The 15,901-nt window shown below is 62.5% G+C and carries 13 protein-coding genes; 3 read left to right on the top strand and 10 right to left on the bottom strand.

The features are described from left to right. Positions 1-10 precede the first annotated feature (10 nt). The 10 genes from pgaA to KSS96_RS01550 all read right to left on the bottom strand — a co-directional run bounded on the left by pgaA (position 11) and on the right by KSS96_RS01550 (position 12,212). On the bottom strand, positions 11-2,491 hold the full coding sequence (gene pgaA, locus KSS96_RS01595) for a poly-beta-1,6 N-acetyl-D-glucosamine export porin PgaA (protein WP_065876854.1): 2,481 nt from the start codon (positions 2,489-2,491) through the stop codon (positions 11-13). A gap of 268 nt (positions 2,492-2,759) precedes the next feature. Continuing rightward, positions 2,760-4,256, bottom strand: coding sequence for a YdgA family protein (locus KSS96_RS01590; RefSeq protein WP_017528397.1), 1,497 nt, complete (start codon positions 4,254-4,256; stop codon positions 2,760-2,762). 146 nt (positions 4,257-4,402) lie between these two features. Then, positions 4,403-5,035 carry a hypothetical protein gene (locus KSS96_RS01585; RefSeq protein ID WP_026067299.1) on the bottom strand — a complete coding sequence of 211 codons (633 nt, stop codon included), beginning with the start codon at positions 5,033-5,035 and terminating at the stop codon, positions 4,403-4,405. Positions 5,036-5,115: 80 nt separating this feature from the next. Beyond that, entirely contained in the window at positions 5,116-6,558 is a 1,443-nt protein-coding gene (locus KSS96_RS01580) for an efflux transporter outer membrane subunit (RefSeq protein ID WP_065876855.1), read from the bottom strand. Next, positions 6,555-7,445, bottom strand: a complete 891-nt coding sequence (locus tag KSS96_RS01575; RefSeq protein ID WP_065876856.1) for an efflux RND transporter periplasmic adaptor subunit — start codon at positions 7,443-7,445, stop codon at positions 6,555-6,557. The genes KSS96_RS01580 and KSS96_RS01575 overlap by 4 nt, the downstream gene beginning before the upstream one ends. After that, a complete protein-coding gene (locus tag KSS96_RS01570) occupies positions 7,442-7,651 on the bottom strand; it encodes a DUF1656 domain-containing protein (RefSeq protein WP_003187469.1) in 210 nt (69 codons plus the stop codon). Before KSS96_RS01570 ends, KSS96_RS01575 begins: the two co-directional genes overlap by 4 nt. Beyond that, positions 7,648-9,726, bottom strand: a complete 2,079-nt coding sequence (locus KSS96_RS01565) for an FUSC family protein (protein WP_137220433.1) — start codon at positions 9,724-9,726, stop codon at positions 7,648-7,650. Before KSS96_RS01565 ends, KSS96_RS01570 begins: the two co-directional genes overlap by 4 nt. Next, positions 9,723-10,133 carry a MarR family winged helix-turn-helix transcriptional regulator gene (locus KSS96_RS01560; protein ID WP_065876859.1) on the bottom strand — a complete coding sequence of 137 codons (411 nt, stop codon included), beginning with the start codon at positions 10,131-10,133 and terminating at the stop codon, positions 9,723-9,725. The genes KSS96_RS01565 and KSS96_RS01560 overlap by 4 nt, the downstream gene beginning before the upstream one ends. A 199-nt stretch (positions 10,134-10,332) precedes the next feature. Beyond that, entirely contained in the window at positions 10,333-10,581 is a 249-nt protein-coding gene (locus tag KSS96_RS01555) for a DUF2789 domain-containing protein (RefSeq protein ID WP_017528404.1), read from the bottom strand. Positions 10,582-10,613: 32 nt separating this feature from the next. Continuing rightward, on the bottom strand, positions 10,614-12,212 hold the full coding sequence (locus tag KSS96_RS01550; RefSeq protein ID WP_068936864.1) for a glycosyltransferase family 39 protein: 1,599 nt from the start codon (positions 12,210-12,212) through the stop codon (positions 10,614-10,616). Positions 12,213-12,404: 192 nt separating this feature from the next. On the opposite strand from KSS96_RS01550, the gene KSS96_RS01545 reads away from it, so the two are divergent. The 3 genes from KSS96_RS01545 to KSS96_RS27900 all read left to right on the top strand — a co-directional run bounded on the left by KSS96_RS01545 (position 12,405) and on the right by KSS96_RS27900 (position 15,901). After that, positions 12,405-14,573 (top strand): PA5441 family protein, encoded by a 2,169-nt coding sequence (locus KSS96_RS01545; RefSeq protein WP_017528406.1) that lies wholly within the window; start codon positions 12,405-12,407, stop codon positions 14,571-14,573. Continuing rightward, positions 14,570-15,274 carry a DUF3142 domain-containing protein gene (locus KSS96_RS01540; protein WP_065876861.1) on the top strand — a complete coding sequence of 235 codons (705 nt, stop codon included), beginning with the start codon at positions 14,570-14,572 and terminating at the stop codon, positions 15,272-15,274. Before KSS96_RS01545 ends, KSS96_RS01540 begins: the two co-directional genes overlap by 4 nt. Before the next feature lie 78 nt (positions 15,275-15,352). Continuing rightward, positions 15,353-15,901, top strand: a complete 549-nt coding sequence (locus KSS96_RS27900; RefSeq protein WP_225913304.1) for a hypothetical protein — start codon at positions 15,353-15,355, stop codon at positions 15,899-15,901.

Below are 15,901 nucleotides of genomic sequence, written 5' to 3'. Positions count from 1 at the left end.
TCAGGCTCTTTTAGAAACGGTAAGTGAGGTCGACGAGCAGGCGCAGATCGCGTTCGCGATCACCGTCATAAGGTCGGCTGATCAGGCTCAGGTTGGCACCGACGTCCAGTACATCGTTCCAGCGAAAGCGTTGGCCGTAGCCGATCAGGGCCATGCCGCCGGTGGAGTAATCGCGCTGGCTATAGGTGCCCGCACCGACCTGGAACTGCTGACTCCACTGGGTCTCGTAGCGGTGATAGAGCACGTGATTGATGGTGACGACGGGCAATACGGTGAAATCCGACTTGGGATTGAAGTACACCGTGTCTTCCTTGCTGTTGCGGCTGGCACCGACTTCCAGGCCCAGGTCTACCTGCACTTTCGGTGAGCTGTAGATGCCTTCGCGGCCGGTGAGCAAGGCTTCCAAGCGGTCGTTGCCGTCGCTGAAGTGGGACGGGCTGAGGGACAGTTTCCACTCACGGCTTTCGTTGGCGCGCCAGCGGATAAAACCGCTGCCGCCGTTGGCGGTGATGTCGGCATTCAGCGCACGCAATGGCGTGGTGGCCGAGAGGTAATCGAGACTGGCGCCGTATTGCCAGTTGTCGTTGATGTCGTGGGCGAACGCTACGCGGGCGCCCTGCTTGGAACCAAAGCCATAGGAGTGGTTGGACACCTCGGCTTCCAGGGTCAGGTCACGGGTGCGCCGCTCCACGCCGACACGCTGCCAACGGTGGTGACCGGTGCCTTCTTCAAAGTCGGCGGTGGCATAACCGGCGCCAGCGAACAGGCGCCAGTCTTCGTCGATGGGCGGCGTGTAGATCACGCTTTCGATGCCCCAGTCGCGGTTACCGGCCACCGCACCGGCTTCGTTGTCACCGCCGCCGCCGAAGCTTTTACCGGTGTAGGCTTCGACGCGCAGTTCGGCCATGTCGTGTACATCGCGCAGGCGTTTGAGGCGTTGCACCTGCCGGCTGTCTGGGTTGCGGGCCACCACGTCATCGGTCAGCACATCCAGTTGCCGCCACTCTTGCAGGTCCATGGCGGTGTAGGCCTGGCTGATTTCCAGGCCAATGTCACGCGGCGCCTGGGCTTCGGTTTCCTTGAGCACGCCTTCGGCACGGCGCGGCAGGTCACGGGCGCGGTACATATCGGCCTGGGCGAGGCGCAGGCCGACGTTGCCGGGGGCTTTGGCCACCAATGCTTCCAGGCCGGCTTCGCTGCCCGGCAGGTCACCGCCATACACGCCGGCCTGGGCCGACAGTTGTTGCGCGTCCATCCAGGCGTCGTTGGGGTTGCCGATGGGCAGGCCCTTGAGTTCGACCCGAGGTTTCTGGCTGTTGGCGAGCGCTTTGGCAACCTCGTTGGCATCCTCGCCTTTGTTGCTTTCCTGCAAGGCGTAAAACAACGCCGTGGTGTCTTCGACCCGGTCGTCCGGCTCAGCGTCCGAAGCACTCAGTGCCTGGCGATACAACGGCTCGGCTTTTTCCGGCAGGCGTTGGTCGAGGTATGACGCCGCCACCCAGCGCACGGCATAGGTCGGCAGTTGCACGCCTTCGCCTTTAAGGGTTTCGTACTCGCGGATGACCTCGGCGGTGCGCGCCCTGGCCTTGAGCGCGCCCAGGCGGTCGATGCGCCAGCGCACCACATCGTCATGGGCGGTGGCGTCCGGGGTCCAGCGGGCGATGAGTGTGTCGTAGTCGGCCAAGGCACGGTCGGCCACCACATAGCGGTCTTTTTCGCTGCGCGTGGCGAACTCGGCCATGCGCACGCGCTCGGCGGCGAGGTCGCCTTCGAGGCGGCGCTGGGTGACCGCGTCAAGCAGGCCAGGGCGCTGGGCCGACAGGCGCAACGCCGCTTGCGGCAGGCGGGCCTTTTGCAGGGCGACGATGTATTCGCGGGCGACTTCAGGTTTGTCGCCGGCACGGGTAAACGCCTGGTCGAATTCAAACAGCGCGTCGTAGTTCAGGCCGGCGCGGGTCAGCGCGTAGCCTAGGGCCATGCGCCGGTTAGGGTCATCCGGTTTGGCGACCACCAAGGCGCGGGTGCGTTGCACGGCTTCGTTGGCCTTGCCGCCGTCGGCCTGGGTCAGCGCCAGGCCCAGTTGCAGGTCGATGTTATTCGGTTCACGCAGCAGCGCCTGGCGATAAACAGCTTCAGCCTGGGCCCACTGCTTTTGATTGCGATAGGTACGCGCCACCGTGGCGAGCGCCTGGGTGCTGAGGTTGCGATTTTTGCCCTGGGCCTCGTACACCTTCAGCACTTCGGCGTCCTGGCCGGCCCAACCGGCGATCACCAGGTGATCGCTGACCTGGCCAGGCGTCTGGCGTTCGGCCGACAGCTGGCGCAATTGGGTGAGCGCGGGCGTGAAGTTGCCGTTGCGTGCCTGAATGATCAGCGCGTCATAGGCCGGGTCGGCCATGGCGAAGGTGGGTATCAGCAGTTGGCTGCATAAAGCGGCCCCGACGAACAGTCGCAACCGGCCTGATGCACTGAGTGGTAGGTTTCGCAACATATCGTGAGCTTCCTTACACACGGAAAGCTGTAACGATAGGTGATCCTGAGCGAAGCGCTCAGGGTGCCGGCGTCTAATGACCCGGCCTAGCTTTCCTGTGCGAACTATCTCTCAGGAAAGTAAGAAGAAATTCAAATCAGAACAATTGTTCAGAATTGGCTGATCGCTTTTTTGCGCTACGCAAAAACAAATGTGGGAGGGGGCAAGCCCCCTCCCACATTTTGACTGCATTTCAAGCGACCTTACTAGGAGGCCGGATGTTGAGCGGTTACTGCCCGCCGCTCATCCCACCGACTTTGCCCATGACAAAGCCAATGAACTGCTCAACCGTCATCTTCTGGCCGTTGAAGGTCACTTCATTGTTGGCGTAGTGCAACTTGGACACTACCTCGCTGCCCACCAGGGTCGCCAACTGCGTACCTACCGCCATGCCGCTGACCATCTCGGCGGCCATCTGGGATTGCTGCTCGATGGCTTTAGGGTCGGTCACACCGCCCAGCTGCGCCTGCAATGCGGACACATCGCCAATCATCGGCTTGGACAGCGTGAGGTTGGCATCCAGCAGCGTGATCATCTGCTTGCCCAGCTCAACCGGCGGCAGCTCCATGGAGGCCGGTTTGGCCAGGTCCACGAGCAGGTTGAACTTGCTTTCGCCGTGGGTGGTTTTCAGCGACAGGTTTTCCAGGGCCAGGTGCGGTTTGGCGGCCAGTACCTGGTTGACGTTGGCTTCGGCCAAGGCCTGTTCGGCGTCGGTCAGTTGCAGCTCCGGAGCCGGTTCGCCAGCGGCCGCGGCGGCTTGCACCGGCTGCATTTTGTCCTGGTACAGCTTGGTCAGCACCAGCATGGCCGGAATGTCGATGTTCTTCATGCTCACGGCCATGGCCGCCGAGCCCACGGGTTTGCCCTGGTAGCCAATCTCGTCGATCTTGTAGTCGACGCGGCCGGCCAGGTTGTTGTCCTTGGTTTCGCTGGAGTCTTTTTGCTCGAAGCCTTTGAAGCTCAGCACGGATTTCTGTGGGCCGAAGGTGAACTTGCTGTCGCTCAGCTCGATGGTGTTTTGCCCGGTGTAAAACCCGAAGGTGGATTTTTCCAGGTTGCTGGCGATGGTCAGGCCCGACAGGTCGGCTTCGAAGGCTTCGCCATTGGCATCCACGGCGGCGACCTTGAGGCTGTTCATAAAACCATCGGCCTTGACCTTCTGGCCTTCAGCGGTGCCGTCGAAGTTCAGGTTGGCGCCGGAGAAGCTCACCGACGATTTGTCGTCCTTGAACTCTAGCGGCAGCAACTCGATGTTGCCGTTGACCGAACGGGTGTAGCCGATATTGGCCACGCCTTTGAGCGGCGACACGTCTTTGGCCGCAGCGAACCACTTCTCGGTGGTTGGGCTCTTTTCCAGCTCATAGTGACTGGTGGCCATGACCGGCAGCCATTTGAGCGTCACCAGGCGCGAGACCGGCAGCGGGCCGTGTTCGATATGGTCGACAAAAAGCAATTCGGGGTTGGGGTTGTCTGCGCCGAACACCGAGCCCTGGCCCTTCAGGCGATAGTGCGCGGTGCTGCTGAACACGCCACGGTCGAGGGAGACCAGTTCCAGGGCCACGGTGCCGTCGACGCCGGCCATTGAGGTCTGCAGTTCCTTGTTGGCGTTCTGGATCGCGGTTTGCAGCACCGGTTCCAGTTGCTTACCGGTGTACCAGGCGCCGCCTGCACTGACGACGCCAACGGCGACCACAAAACCCAAAAGTACGACTGCTGGCTTATTCATGAAGTGACCTGATCAAATCCTGTGAGGAGTGGGCTGTCTTCCTTGAACCCTGTAGGGGTTGGCTCAAGCCCGCCGAAAGCGGGGGAAGATTAGCACTGGCGGCCACAAACGGCCCAGCCTTTCAGAGGGATCAGTTCACGACTAGTTCACGAATACTCCAATTCGATTTCATCCAACTGGTGATCAAAACTCTTGAGCCGCGCCGTCCATGTGTACACCAGCACTTCAAACTCGCGGTGTATCACCGCATTGCCGGGCGTGTCGGCCTTGGGGTCGCAGAAGTCCAGTTGGTAGCGCTCGCGGGCCATCTGCGTGGCGACGTCGGATAACTCCCGAGCGTTATTGAGCCAGTGCCGGCCGTCAGCGACTTGCTTGTCGAGCACGACACACTGTTTTTTCAGGACTTCGAGGCTTTTTTCCAGCGGTGTGCCGGTCAGGTCGCCCATCACTTCCTGGAAGGTGCGCCCCGGCTGCCAGTAGCTGCCCCAGAAATAGCGGTCGAACACGGTTTCGACTCGGCGCAGCGCAACCTTGGTATCCCAGATCGCCACGCGGGTCTTGCCTTGTTCCAGGAGTTTTTTCTTGACCCGTTGATTCTGGTAGGACGCCCAGGCGACAACGCCGATGGACAAGGTGCCGATCACCAGGCAGGCGCTGTCGAGAAAGACCATGGCCTTGTCGAGCTGATGGGCGAGCATGACGCCATAGAAATACGCGGCCGATAACAGCACCAGTGCGAAGAGCACGCACCAGAAAGCGGGAGCATAAGGGTTTTTCATTATTGGAATCCCCATGAGCAAACGCGAGCAGTGTCAGGCAGGCCGTCACGGGGCCTGCCTGTCAAAGCATAGCTATTGGCTCAGGGTTTGCTGGCTGGCGAAGCGTGCGTTCGTCCGCTTTCCCAACCGCCGCCCAGGGCCAGGAACAGATCGATCTGGCTCATGGCGACCTGAGTATTGGCCGCCGCCAATTGCGCGCGCATCGCGGTGTAGGTGCGGGTGGCTTGCAGGTCGGCGAGGAACGACTCGCGCCCGGCCTGGAAGAACCGGTGGGTCTGGTCCGCGGCTTGGCGGGCTGATTGCTCGGCATCGGCGAGCGCGTCGCGGCGCTGCAACACGGCGGTGTATTGCGCAAGGCCGGTCTGGGTTTCGCGGATGGCGTTGAGCACCACCCCATCGAAATGCGCCAGGGCGCCCTGGGTGGCGGCTTCGGCTTCATGGATGCGCGCGCGCGCGCCGTTGGTCGGCACGGTCCAACTGATCATCGGGCCGAAGCCCCAGCGGTTGGTGGCCGGCTGGCCGAGGTTGTCGAGCAGGCCAACGGTACCGACGGTGGCACCAATGGCGATGTCCGGGTACAGCGCGCCGGTGGCTACGCCGATACGCGCCGTGGCAGCCGCCAATTGGCGTTCGGCCTGGCGCACGTCGGGGCGACGCTTGAGCAGCGCGGCACCGTCGCCCACCGGCAACAGCTGGGCGATGTGCGGCAGCTCGGCGCAACCGCCGGTGCCCGCCGGCAACTGGTCGACCGGCTTGGCCAGCAGCATCGACAGGCGGAACAGCCCGGCCTGGCGCGCCGCTTCGTAGCGCGGCATGTCGGCGCGCAGCGATTTGTACTGGGTTTGCGAGCGCGTGACTTGGGTCTCGTCGCCCCGGCCGGCGTCGCGCAGCCGTTGGGTCAGGCGGGTGCTCTGGGCTTGCAGGGCCAGGGATTGGTTGGCAATCGCCAACTCTTCGTTGGCCGCGCAGACCTGGGTGTAGGAGCGCACCACATCGGCGACCAGCGTGATGCGCGCAATATCGGCGGCGGCCTGGGCCGCGTCGGCACTGGCCTGGGCGCTTTCGATGCCGCGCTGCAAGGTGCCGAACAGGTCAAATTGATAAGAGGTGGTGATGCCCACGCTGCCGATGTTGTCCACCGGGACCTTGTCCGCCAGCAAAAACGCCTCGCCGGATTCCTGCAGGCGCTGCGCTTCAGCCTTGGCCCCGGCGCTCCAGCCACCGGCGGATTGCGCCTGTTGCGTCTGAAAACGCGCGCGCTGCAAGTTGGCGGCGGCCACACGCAGGTCGGTGTTGGAGGCCATGGCCTGGCGCACCAGCTCATCCAGGCGCGGGTCTTTGTACAGTTTCCACCAGTCGTCGGGGACCGGCGCCGACACCACGTGTTTACCGTCCAATGGCAGTTGCCCTTGCAGGTCGGCACGGTTGACGGCGGCCTTGTCCGGTAGCTGGTAATCCGGCCCTACCACCTGGCAGGCCGACAACAGCAAACCCAGCGCGGCGGCGGCCAACAGCTGCTTCATGGCTGGGCTCCGGCAGGGGGTTTGTCGCCGATGATCGATACGGTGGCTGTACGCCCGGCGATCATGCGAAAGTCCGCCGGCACTTCGTCAAAGGCGATGCGCACCGGAATCCGCTGGGCCAGGCGCACCCAACTGAACGCCGGGTTGACGTTGGGCAGCAGGTTGGAGCCACTGCTGCGGTCGCGGTCTTCGATACCGGCGACGATGCTCTGCACGTGGCCGCGCAGGCGCGCGTTATCGCCGATCACGCGGATATCCACGCCCATGCCGACCTGGATGCCGTCGAGCTTGGTCTCTTCGAAATAGCCGTCAATGTGGAACGAGTTGCTGTCCACCACCGACAGCACCGGGCGCCCGGCGGTGACGAACTCCTGGGTGCGCGGCGCGCGGTCGTTGACGTAGCCGTCCACCGGGCTGCGGATCACCGAGCGGTCGAGGTTCAGTTGGGCGGAGTCCACCGTCACCTGCGCTTCGGCCAGGGCCGATTGGGCACGGGCCACGCGGGACTGGCTTTCTTCCAGTTGCTCGCTGGGCACCAGGTTGCCCAGGCCACGGTTACGCTTGTACTCGCGCTGGGCCTGGGCCAGGGTTTCCTGGCGGTCGGCCACGGCGGCCTGGGCCTGGCGCAGGGCCAGCTTGAAGCGGTCCTGGTCGACGGCAAACAGCACCTGGCCCTTGCTCACCAATTGGTTGTCATGCACGTCCACGCGCTGGATCAACCCGGACACGTCGGGGGCGATCTGCACGATGTCGGCACGGATGTGCCCGTCGCGGGTCCAGGGCGCAAACATGTAGTACATGACCATGCGCCACACCACGACGACCGCGAAGCTCACGATCAACAGCGTCAGGACTACACGGCCGATGGTCAAAAAAGGTTTTTTCATGTCATCAGGTATCGACTGAGTGAGTCCACCGCGCCCAGTAACAGCGCGTAGAGCCCCACATTGAACAATGCCCGGTGCCAGACCAGGCGATAGAAGTGCATGCGCGTCAACAACCCGTGCACCACCAGAAACAACACATACGTAATGCCCATGAGCACCAGCAACGTGGGCAGGAACACCCCGCTTATATCCAGATCACCGATCATAAAGGCGCTCCATCGGGCAGCGGCGCTTGCATCTGTGTGCCATCAATGAATTCGACGCCAGGCAACAGCGCCAGGCGCAGGCCGGCCAACGCGTGCAGCAGGTGCAGGCGGGTGTCGTCTTCGTCTTGCAGGCCCTGGCCGTTGAGCGCGCGGCGCGTGCGGTCGAGTGTCATCAGCAGACCGCTGGGCGCGGGCAGGCGTTCACCCGCCTTGAGGCACGCCTTGAAGTAAGCGCCAACCCCCTCGACCACTTGGTTGAGCAGCACCCGTGGCACGCCGAGGATGCGCGGCGAGTACGCCAGCAGGTCGAGCAGGTTCAGCGCCACCCGCAAATCGCGCAGGGCAATGCCGGTGTCCTGGCCGGTAAGGGCCAGGCGCGGCAGGTGCTGCATCAACCGGTCGAGCATTTGCACGGCCATATGCCGGTGTTCGGCCAGGGTCGCGGGTTCGGTGAGGCCAACGATGTCGCGCCAGCTGAAACGGGTCAGGCGCTTGGCCGCCAGTTCGGCGCCGAAGGGCCGCGCGACCAGGGTCCACACAAACGCAAACAGCAGGCCTACCGGGCCAGCCAGGTTGACGTTGGCAAAGTTGAGGAAGTCGGCGTCATAGGCGCCCTGGATGCTGATAAATGAGGAGGTGTTCACCAGCGTCAACAACATGCCCAGGTAAAAGCGCGGCTGCACGGTCAGTGTGCCGATGCAAATGAACGGCACCGCGAACGCCAGCACCAGCATCGGGAAGTCATGCAGATTGGGCAGTACCAGAAACAGGTAGAGGCTGGCGAACAACACCGACATCGCGGTCCAGAAAAAGAACCGATAGATCTGCGGCGCCGGGTCGTCCATCGAGGCGAAGAAGCTGCACGCCACCGCCGCCAGGATCACGGCGCTGCCGCCGTCGGTCCAGCCCAACAAAATCCACAGTACCGAGGCGACGATGATCGCGCTGACGGTGGAAAACGCCGAATAGAACATCAGGCCACGGTCGAGGAACGGCGTGAGCCGGCCCAGCCGCCAGTGACGGTAAACGGCGCGCCAGGTGTCCTGGCTCTCGCATCGGATGGCGGCTTGCAGGCTGCGGCAGTCTTGCCACAGGTCGATCCACTCGCCCAGGCGGTACAGCGCATTGGAGAACAACAAGGTGTGGCGGTCGTCCAGCGCATCGCCTTGGGGCTGTTGGGCGTCGACCTGGTCGCGCAGGGCGCGCCAGCGGTCCAGGGGCGCGCTTTGCTGGGAGTCTTCCAACCATTGGCGGGTGGCGTCCAGGAGCGGCGTGAGGCGCTCAAGAAACTGCGGCGCGCGGTGTTCGATGGCGTACAGCGCATCGTCGAGGGCATCCACCACCGGCAGCAGATGGATCATGCGCCCGCGCAGTTCCTTGGTGTTACGCACCGTCTGCGGCCGCGCGCCTTCGTGCGGCAACTGGCCGATCATCAATTCGAGGGTGTTGAAGGTGGCGACCATGCCGCTGCGTAAAGCGCTGACTTCTTCAGGCTCCACGTTGCGCGTCAGAAAACGTTGGCTGTAGACCTGCGCATCGGCAAACCACTTGGCCACCGAGCCATCGAACACCGGCATCAGGCGCCGTGGCCAGAACATCGCGCCCACCACGGCGGCGACGGCGATGCCGAGGAAGATTTCTTCGGTGCGCGCTTCGGCCACGTCCCACACCGCCAGGGGGTTATCCACCACCGGCAGGGCGATCAGCGGCAAGGTGTAGCCGGCCAGCATCAACGCGTAGTTATTCGCAGTGCGCAGGTGCATGGACAGAAACAGCAACGTGCCCGTCCACAACGCAATCACCACCACCAGAATGTATGGCGATTGCACGAACATCGGCACAAAAAATACCGCCGCCGCCGCGCCCATCAAGGTGCCGATGGCGCGGTACAACGCCTTGGAACTGGTCGGCCCCACAAACGGGCTGGAGACGATATACACGGTGGCCATCGCCCAATACGGACGCGGCATTTGCATGAGCATGGCGATGTACAACGCAATCATCGACGCGGCGAAGGTCCGCACCCCATAGAACCAGTCGCGGGCCGGCGGAAAACCACTGAAGAATCCGCTCACAGCGTCGCCGCCTCAAAAGCACGCAGCACACGCAGCGCGGCTTCCATATCGGCGAGCGCAATGTCCGCCAGCACTTCACGGCGCAGGCGCACCAATTGCGCTTCCACCGCTTGCACCAGCTCACGGCCGCGCTCGGTGAGGCTCAAGGCCTTGGCGCGACGGTCGTGGATGTCTTCGGTGCGGCACACGTAACCGCCACTGCACAACTGGTCGAGCAGGCGCACCAGCGACGGGCTTTCCAGGCCGGAGGCCTGGGCCACTTTCACCTGGTGCACACCGTCGCCCAAGCGGCCGATCATCAACAGCGGCACGGCGCAGGCTTCGGAGATGCCATAGCTGACCAGCGTGGTCTGGCAGATTTTGCGCCAGTGACGGGCGCCCACCACCATGCTGCTGCTGAGGTGCATCTGAAGCTGTTCGAGGGATTGAGGCATTGGATAGCTTGCATACAGTTAGTTTGCTAACTATCAATATGGCGAAGGGATCCAAATACGTCAAGTTTTGAAACAATTTAGCGATGGGTGGAGCGGTTCGGTGGCAACAGCGCTGGGCTGCGAAGCAGCCCTAAAATCTGCACTTCGGTGCTCCCCTGACACGGCGGTGACCTTATTGGGCCCCCCGCCCACCGCGCAACATCAAATTCAACTCATCCACCACCACCGCCCAATCCGCATCCTCCAAGATCTCATCACGCAAAAACGCCTGCTGGGCCTGGGTCCAAAAAAACGCATCCGCCAGTTTCAATTCCGGCTTGAGCGGCGAATGAGAAGCGACAAATTGCTCGATACTGACCGGATCATCCGGCAAGCCAAGCTGTTTGAACAACGCCGGCAAGCTGTGCAGTGGCGATTCCATAGCGGGTTCCTCGTGAGGACGTTCAAGAGAGTCTAGCGGCAGCCTTCGGGCTGCGGCGCCGGTGCGTTGCACAACACAAACAACCGCGCCCTGGCACCGCCGCCGTCCTGGCGGCTGAGTTCGCGCCAGCCCTGGGGCAAGGGCGCGAAATCGTCAGGCGCTTCGTTGCTGCTGATCAACCACACGCGGCGGGTGTCGACGGGCAATGCAGAAAGGCGGTCGAGGTAGATGCGCCCACCATCCTGGTCGACCAGGGTGCCGAAGCCGTAAGCGTTCGGCCGGGTGGGCGTGCCGTCAGGTTTGGGTGGGGTGTAGAGCTGCAGTTGCGCATCGGTCTGGTCGTAATACACGTAGCTGAGGTACCACATCATGTCGCTGAGCACGATGCGGTCATCTTCTTGGTAGTTGCGATTGACGAACTCCACCGGCACGTTGAATTGATCGTGTTCGTCCACCGCGAAGTTGTTCTTCAACCCCACCAGTTCAACGCCGACAAACAACACAAACAAAGCCGCCCCCAGCCATGAAGCACGGTCGATGACCAGCGCCAGGAGGATCGGCAGCGCCAAGGCGTACACCGTGAGATAGCGTTCGATAAACACCGGCGAAATAAACGATACCGCGTACACCAGCAACAACGGCAGCAGGAAAAACAGCGCCAGCAGGCTGGCAGGGCGCAAACGCTCGCGGTCACGCCAGCCAGCAAAAAAGACTACAGCGACCAGCAACAGCGCAAAACCCCAGAACAGCGGCGGCCAGAAGCCCACCCCTTCGTCCTGTAAGACGAACTGCCAGATCATCGATGGCAGGGACAACAGGTTGACCGGTTCTTCCCAGCCAATATCCCCGCCCACTTTGAGCTGTTCGACGTGTTGCACCAGGTCCAGCAGGTTCGGCAACCATGGCAGGTACAGCAACACAATCACCCCGTTGGCCACCCACCACGCCGGGCGCGCGATCAAACGCAGGCCAGGCGCGCGCGACGTACTCAACAGCCCTATGTACGCCCAATGCACCAGCACACACAACGCCGTGAAGTAGTGGGTATAAAACCCGGCGCTCATCAGCAGTACATACGCCGCCAGATACCGTGTGCGCTCGGGCTGGCGCGCCCAGTACACCAGCGCCAGCGTGGCGCCCAGCAACCAGACGCCGAGCAGCGAATACATGCGCACTTCCTGGCTGTAGCGCACCGCCGTCGGCAACAGCGCCAGCATGACACCCGCCAACACGGCGGCGCGTCGGGTGGACAGCTGCCGCGCGAGCCAGGCGCCCAAGCCCACCACCACCACACCAGGGAGCGCACTCATGCTGCGTATCGACCAGATGCTGTCACCAAAGCATTCGATCCAACTGCGCAACATGAAGAAGTACAGCGGCGGATGCACGTCATGGGCCGCGTGAAACCACAGGTCGTCCAAGGCGTACTCGCTAAGCAGCAGGCTTGAACCTTCGTCGCCCCAGATCGCCGCTGACGTGAGGTGGTAAAGACGCAGGGCCATGGCCAGCGCCAGGATGGGCACCCACCACAAACGACCGAGCACGGCTACGCCCTGCCAGCTGCACATTTGCTGAGCGAACGAGGCCAATGCGCTTGTTTTTTCGTGTTGCCGTAACACCGACCGACGCATACCAACTCCGCTATTACCACCCCTGTGTTGGCAAACACTGCGCATGCACAACCAACCGCCACTCTAGGACAAACGCGTCTGTATCGCCTCACTAATCAGACAAATCGCCAATTTGTGTAGGCCTTCACCGAAGCACTCATCAGTTCAGGCTATGATTGCCGCCCTCCATGGACTCAGGATCAAGGACACGTCATGCGCATCGGTTTTCTGTCACCCCTGGCACTGGCATTGCTGGCCGCTATCTCATTACCGGCCCAGGCCAGTTCCGACGATACCTGCTACCCCGACTGGCGGGTTTCGCGCGACCGCCTCGATACCTGCAGCAACCAGCCGTTCCTCAGTCCAGGCAACGACAGCCGGGTGAACCTGCGCCTGTTGCTGGCCGACAAACAAGTCGCGCCACTGGCCCCCGACGCTTTGAACGACGATGACCTGTCCCAGGGTTTTGGCCCGGTGCCGTTTCCGGTGTATCGCCTCAACCGCGCCGCCAACGGAGAGACCGAACCCGACTCGGACGGCGCCGACGACTCCTCAACCGCAGAACTCGATACCCTGCTGACCCCCCTGGGCATCAAGCGCACGGAGTACACAACCGCTGGTCAGGCCTACCTTGATGGCGAAGGCAGCCGCTGCCGCAGTAACGACGATGACAGCGCCACCGCCTTCATCCGCCAGGTGGTGAAGGCAGACATGCCCACCGCAGAGCGCCAGTTGCTGGCAAAGGCGCGCCTGCAACTGCTGGTCACCTGCACCTGGGACGGCCCAGTGGTCGCCGAGCCTATCGAGTCGTCCAATGGCCGCATGCTGCGGACCTACCTGCAAGCCGCGGCCGACTTTTACAGCGGACGTTTCAGCGAGGCCGAGCGCGGTTTTGCCGCCGCCAGCGGCAGCGAGTTGTCCTGGTTGAAGGAAACCGCGCAGTACATGAGCGCGCGTACCTTGCTGAACCAGGCGCAGGCCGAAGCGTTCGACCAATACGACATGCCGCAACTCGAGCATGTGGATAAGCCCGCCCTGAGCGCTGCCGAAAAAGGCTTCATGGGCTACCTGGAAACTTATCCACAGGGCGACTATGCAATGTCTGCCCGTGGCCTGCTGCGCCGCGTGCATTGGCTGGCGGACGATTTCGACAAGCTCTCCGAAGACTTCGCCTGGCAAATGACCGAAGCCACCGACGCCCAGCGCAACGTGTCGCTGGACGCACTGGTGGAAGAAGCCGACCTCAAGTTGCTGATGGTCTGGGGCGGCAGCATCAAGGACCCGATGATGCAAGTGGTGACCGACCTGCGCTCGATGCGCGCCAGCACCCCACCGCGCCTGACCCGCGAAGACCTCGACGCGCAAAAAGCCACGTTTGCCGACAGGCCCGAGGTGTTCGAGTACCTGCAGGCCGCCTTCGCCCTGTACGTCGAGCATCAACCGGACAACGCCTTGAAACACCTGCCCCAGGAGGTGCCGTCGAGCCTGGACTATTTCGCCTTCAGCCAACAAACCCTGCGCGCCTTGGCGATGGAGGCCAAAAACGACTGGAAAAACGCCGAAGCTCTGTGGCTGCAGCTGTTGCCCCTGGCCAAGCTGCCCCTGCAACGCGATCAGCTGGAACTGGCCCTGGCCATGAACTACGAGCGCAGCGGCCAGGTGGCCAAGGTCTTCGCCAGCGACTCGCCGATCAGCGCCAAGCAAGTGCGTTACATCCTGCTGCGCAACATCGCCGGGCCTGAACTGCTGCGCCAGCAGATCGCCCAGGCCGGCGACCCGCTGGAGCGCCAGACCGCGCAGTTCGTGCTGCTCTACAAAGACCTGCTGCACAGCCAGTTCGCCACCTTCGCCGACGATTTCAAACACCTGCCGGCCCAGGTCTCTGAAGACAAACTGGGCACCAGCCTGGGCTACGTCTACAGCAGCGGCCAGGCCTTGACGTTGTTCCAGTGGAACGGCGACAAAGCCGAATCCGGCTATGCCTGCCCCACCATCGCGCAAACCGCCGCCACGTTGCAAAACGATGCGAAGAACCCTCAGGGCCTTAACTGCCTGGGCGAATTCATCCTGCGCAACAGCCTGGACGGCATGCCGTTGGAACAGGCTCGCGCCGCCGGCAGCCTGGGCAGCACCGCGTCACAGTTCCAGGGCGAAACCTTCTCGCGCCTCGACGGTTACAAACAGGTGATCGGCGACGCCAAGGCGCCGAAGAACGACAAGGCCTATGCACTGTTCCGCGCCATCAACTGCTACGCACCGGCAGGCTACAACAGCTGCGGTGGCAAGGACGTCGAGCCCGCCGTGCGCAAGGCCTGGTTCCGCCAGCTCAAGACCGGCTTCGCCGACACCGAGTGGGGCAAGTCGCTGCAGTACTACTGGTGAAACACCTGTGGCTAGGCTTGCTGTTGCTGGCAAGCCCGGCCTTCGCCGCCGTCGATGCCCGTGACTACGACGCTTTCTGGTTGTGGAGCGGCGTCACGCCCCAGCCGGTACTCAAACAGGCCAAGACCCTGTACATCCTCCAGGGCCAGATCAACTCCACCCGCCGCGCACCGCAACGTGGCGTGCGGATGATCGCCCAGGGCATCAGCGTGCCGCGCCTCACCGAAGGCGAAGTCTGGGTGGTGTACCGCGCCCATACCCTGCACTGGCCGGAAGCGGTCTACACCCAACTGCTCGGCCAGGTACAACGCTGGCGCGACGCGGGCAACCCGGTGGTCGGCATCCAGATCGACTTCGACGCCCGCACCCAATACCTGCACGACTACGCCGACTTCCTGCGCGACCTGCGCCAACGCCTGCCCTTTGAGCTGCGCCTGAGCATCACCGGCCTGATGGACTGGAGCAGCAACGCCGACCCCGCCGCCATTGCCCAGCTCAAGGGTGTGGTGGATGAAGTGGTGGTGCAGACGTATCAAGGGCGCCACAGCATCCCGGACTACGCCGCGTATCTGCCGCGGATGAACCGGCTGGGGCTGCCGTTCAAGATCGGTTTGATTCAGGGCGGGGAATGGCAGGAGCCGGGGTATTTGAAGGGGAGTGAGTGGTTTAGGGGGTATGTGGTGTTTTTGCAGAATCCTTGAGGTTCTTGACATTGGTGTTGAACCTACGCAAAACGCGTCCTCTGTCCGCGGACAGAGGACACTCAGGTTTGGAGACTCATGAAAAGTCAAGACGTGCTGATCTTGTTCAAACTCATAAGCCTGGAGCTGCAGGCCAGGGGAAAGCGCGTGAAAAAGCGCGAGTTCGCAGTGATGCAAGATTCGGAAGGTTCGGTCATTTCGACCGTCAATCAATGGCTAAACAGTGACGGTGATACCCAGGCCGTAAGGCTTGCTGATCTAGAAGACTGGCGCGGCTGGCACGATAACGAGCCGGTCGAGCAGGACAACCAGCAAAGCTACTCTGTAAGAGCCCTGGCATCGGCGCTGGGTCTGAGCAAAACAGAGGTTTCTTCATCTCTAAGCCGTTGCCGCGAGATCGGCCTGGTCTTTACGGACAATACCGACGGTTCGCCCCTCGTCAGAAAAAAAGCACTGCTTGATCTCGACACTTACAGCATTCGTTATATTTTCCCGGCAAAGCCAGGCCCCATCGTGCGCGGAGGCGCTGGGAGCCGAGCTGCGCCAGCAAGTAGCCTTTGTGGGCGGATGCACAACCGTCCTGCTGATCACCGACGAATACACTCAGGAGTCCATTCGCGGCACTGA

The sequence above is a fragment of the Pseudomonas asgharzadehiana genome (assembly GCF_019139815.1).
GTDB classification, from domain to species: Bacteria; Pseudomonadota; Gammaproteobacteria; order Pseudomonadales; family Pseudomonadaceae; genus Aquipseudomonas; species Aquipseudomonas asgharzadehiana.
Note: the sequence above shows the minus strand (reverse complement) of the source record. Positions and strands in the feature narration are given on the sequence as shown.

Excerpts from the sequence above, each read along its gene's own strand:
- pgaA (WP_065876854.1), bottom strand. The coding sequence starts at position 2,491 with ATGTTGCGAAACCTACCACTCAGTGCATCAGGCCGGTTGCGACTGTTC.
- KSS96_RS01590 (WP_017528397.1), bottom strand. The coding sequence starts at position 4,256 with ATGAATAAGCCAGCAGTCGTACTTTTGGGTTTTGTGGTCGCCGTTGGC.
- KSS96_RS01585 (WP_026067299.1), bottom strand. The coding sequence starts at position 5,035 with ATGAAAAACCCTTATGCTCCCGCTTTCTGGTGCGTGCTCTTCGCACTG.
- KSS96_RS01580 (WP_065876855.1), bottom strand. The coding sequence starts at position 6,558 with ATGAAGCAGCTGTTGGCCGCCGCCGCGCTGGGTTTGCTGTTGTCGGCC.
- KSS96_RS01575 (WP_065876856.1), bottom strand. The coding sequence starts at position 7,445 with ATGAAAAAACCTTTTTTGACCATCGGCCGTGTAGTCCTGACGCTGTTG.
- KSS96_RS01570 (WP_003187469.1), bottom strand. The coding sequence starts at position 7,651 with ATGATCGGTGATCTGGATATAAGCGGGGTGTTCCTGCCCACGTTGCTG.
- KSS96_RS01560 (WP_065876859.1), bottom strand. The coding sequence starts at position 10,133 with ATGCACCTCAGCAGCAGCATGGTGGTGGGCGCCCGTCACTGGCGCAAA.
- KSS96_RS01555 (WP_017528404.1), bottom strand. The coding sequence starts at position 10,581 with ATGGAATCGCCACTGCACAGCTTGCCGGCGTTGTTCAAACAGCTTGGC.
- KSS96_RS01550 (WP_068936864.1), bottom strand. The coding sequence starts at position 12,212 with ATGCGTCGGTCGGTGTTACGGCAACACGAAAAAACAAGCGCATTGGCC.
- KSS96_RS01545 (WP_017528406.1), top strand. The coding sequence starts at position 12,405 with ATGCGCATCGGTTTTCTGTCACCCCTGGCACTGGCATTGCTGGCCGCT.
- KSS96_RS27900 (WP_225913304.1), top strand. The coding sequence starts at position 15,353 with ATGAAAAGTCAAGACGTGCTGATCTTGTTCAAACTCATAAGCCTGGAG.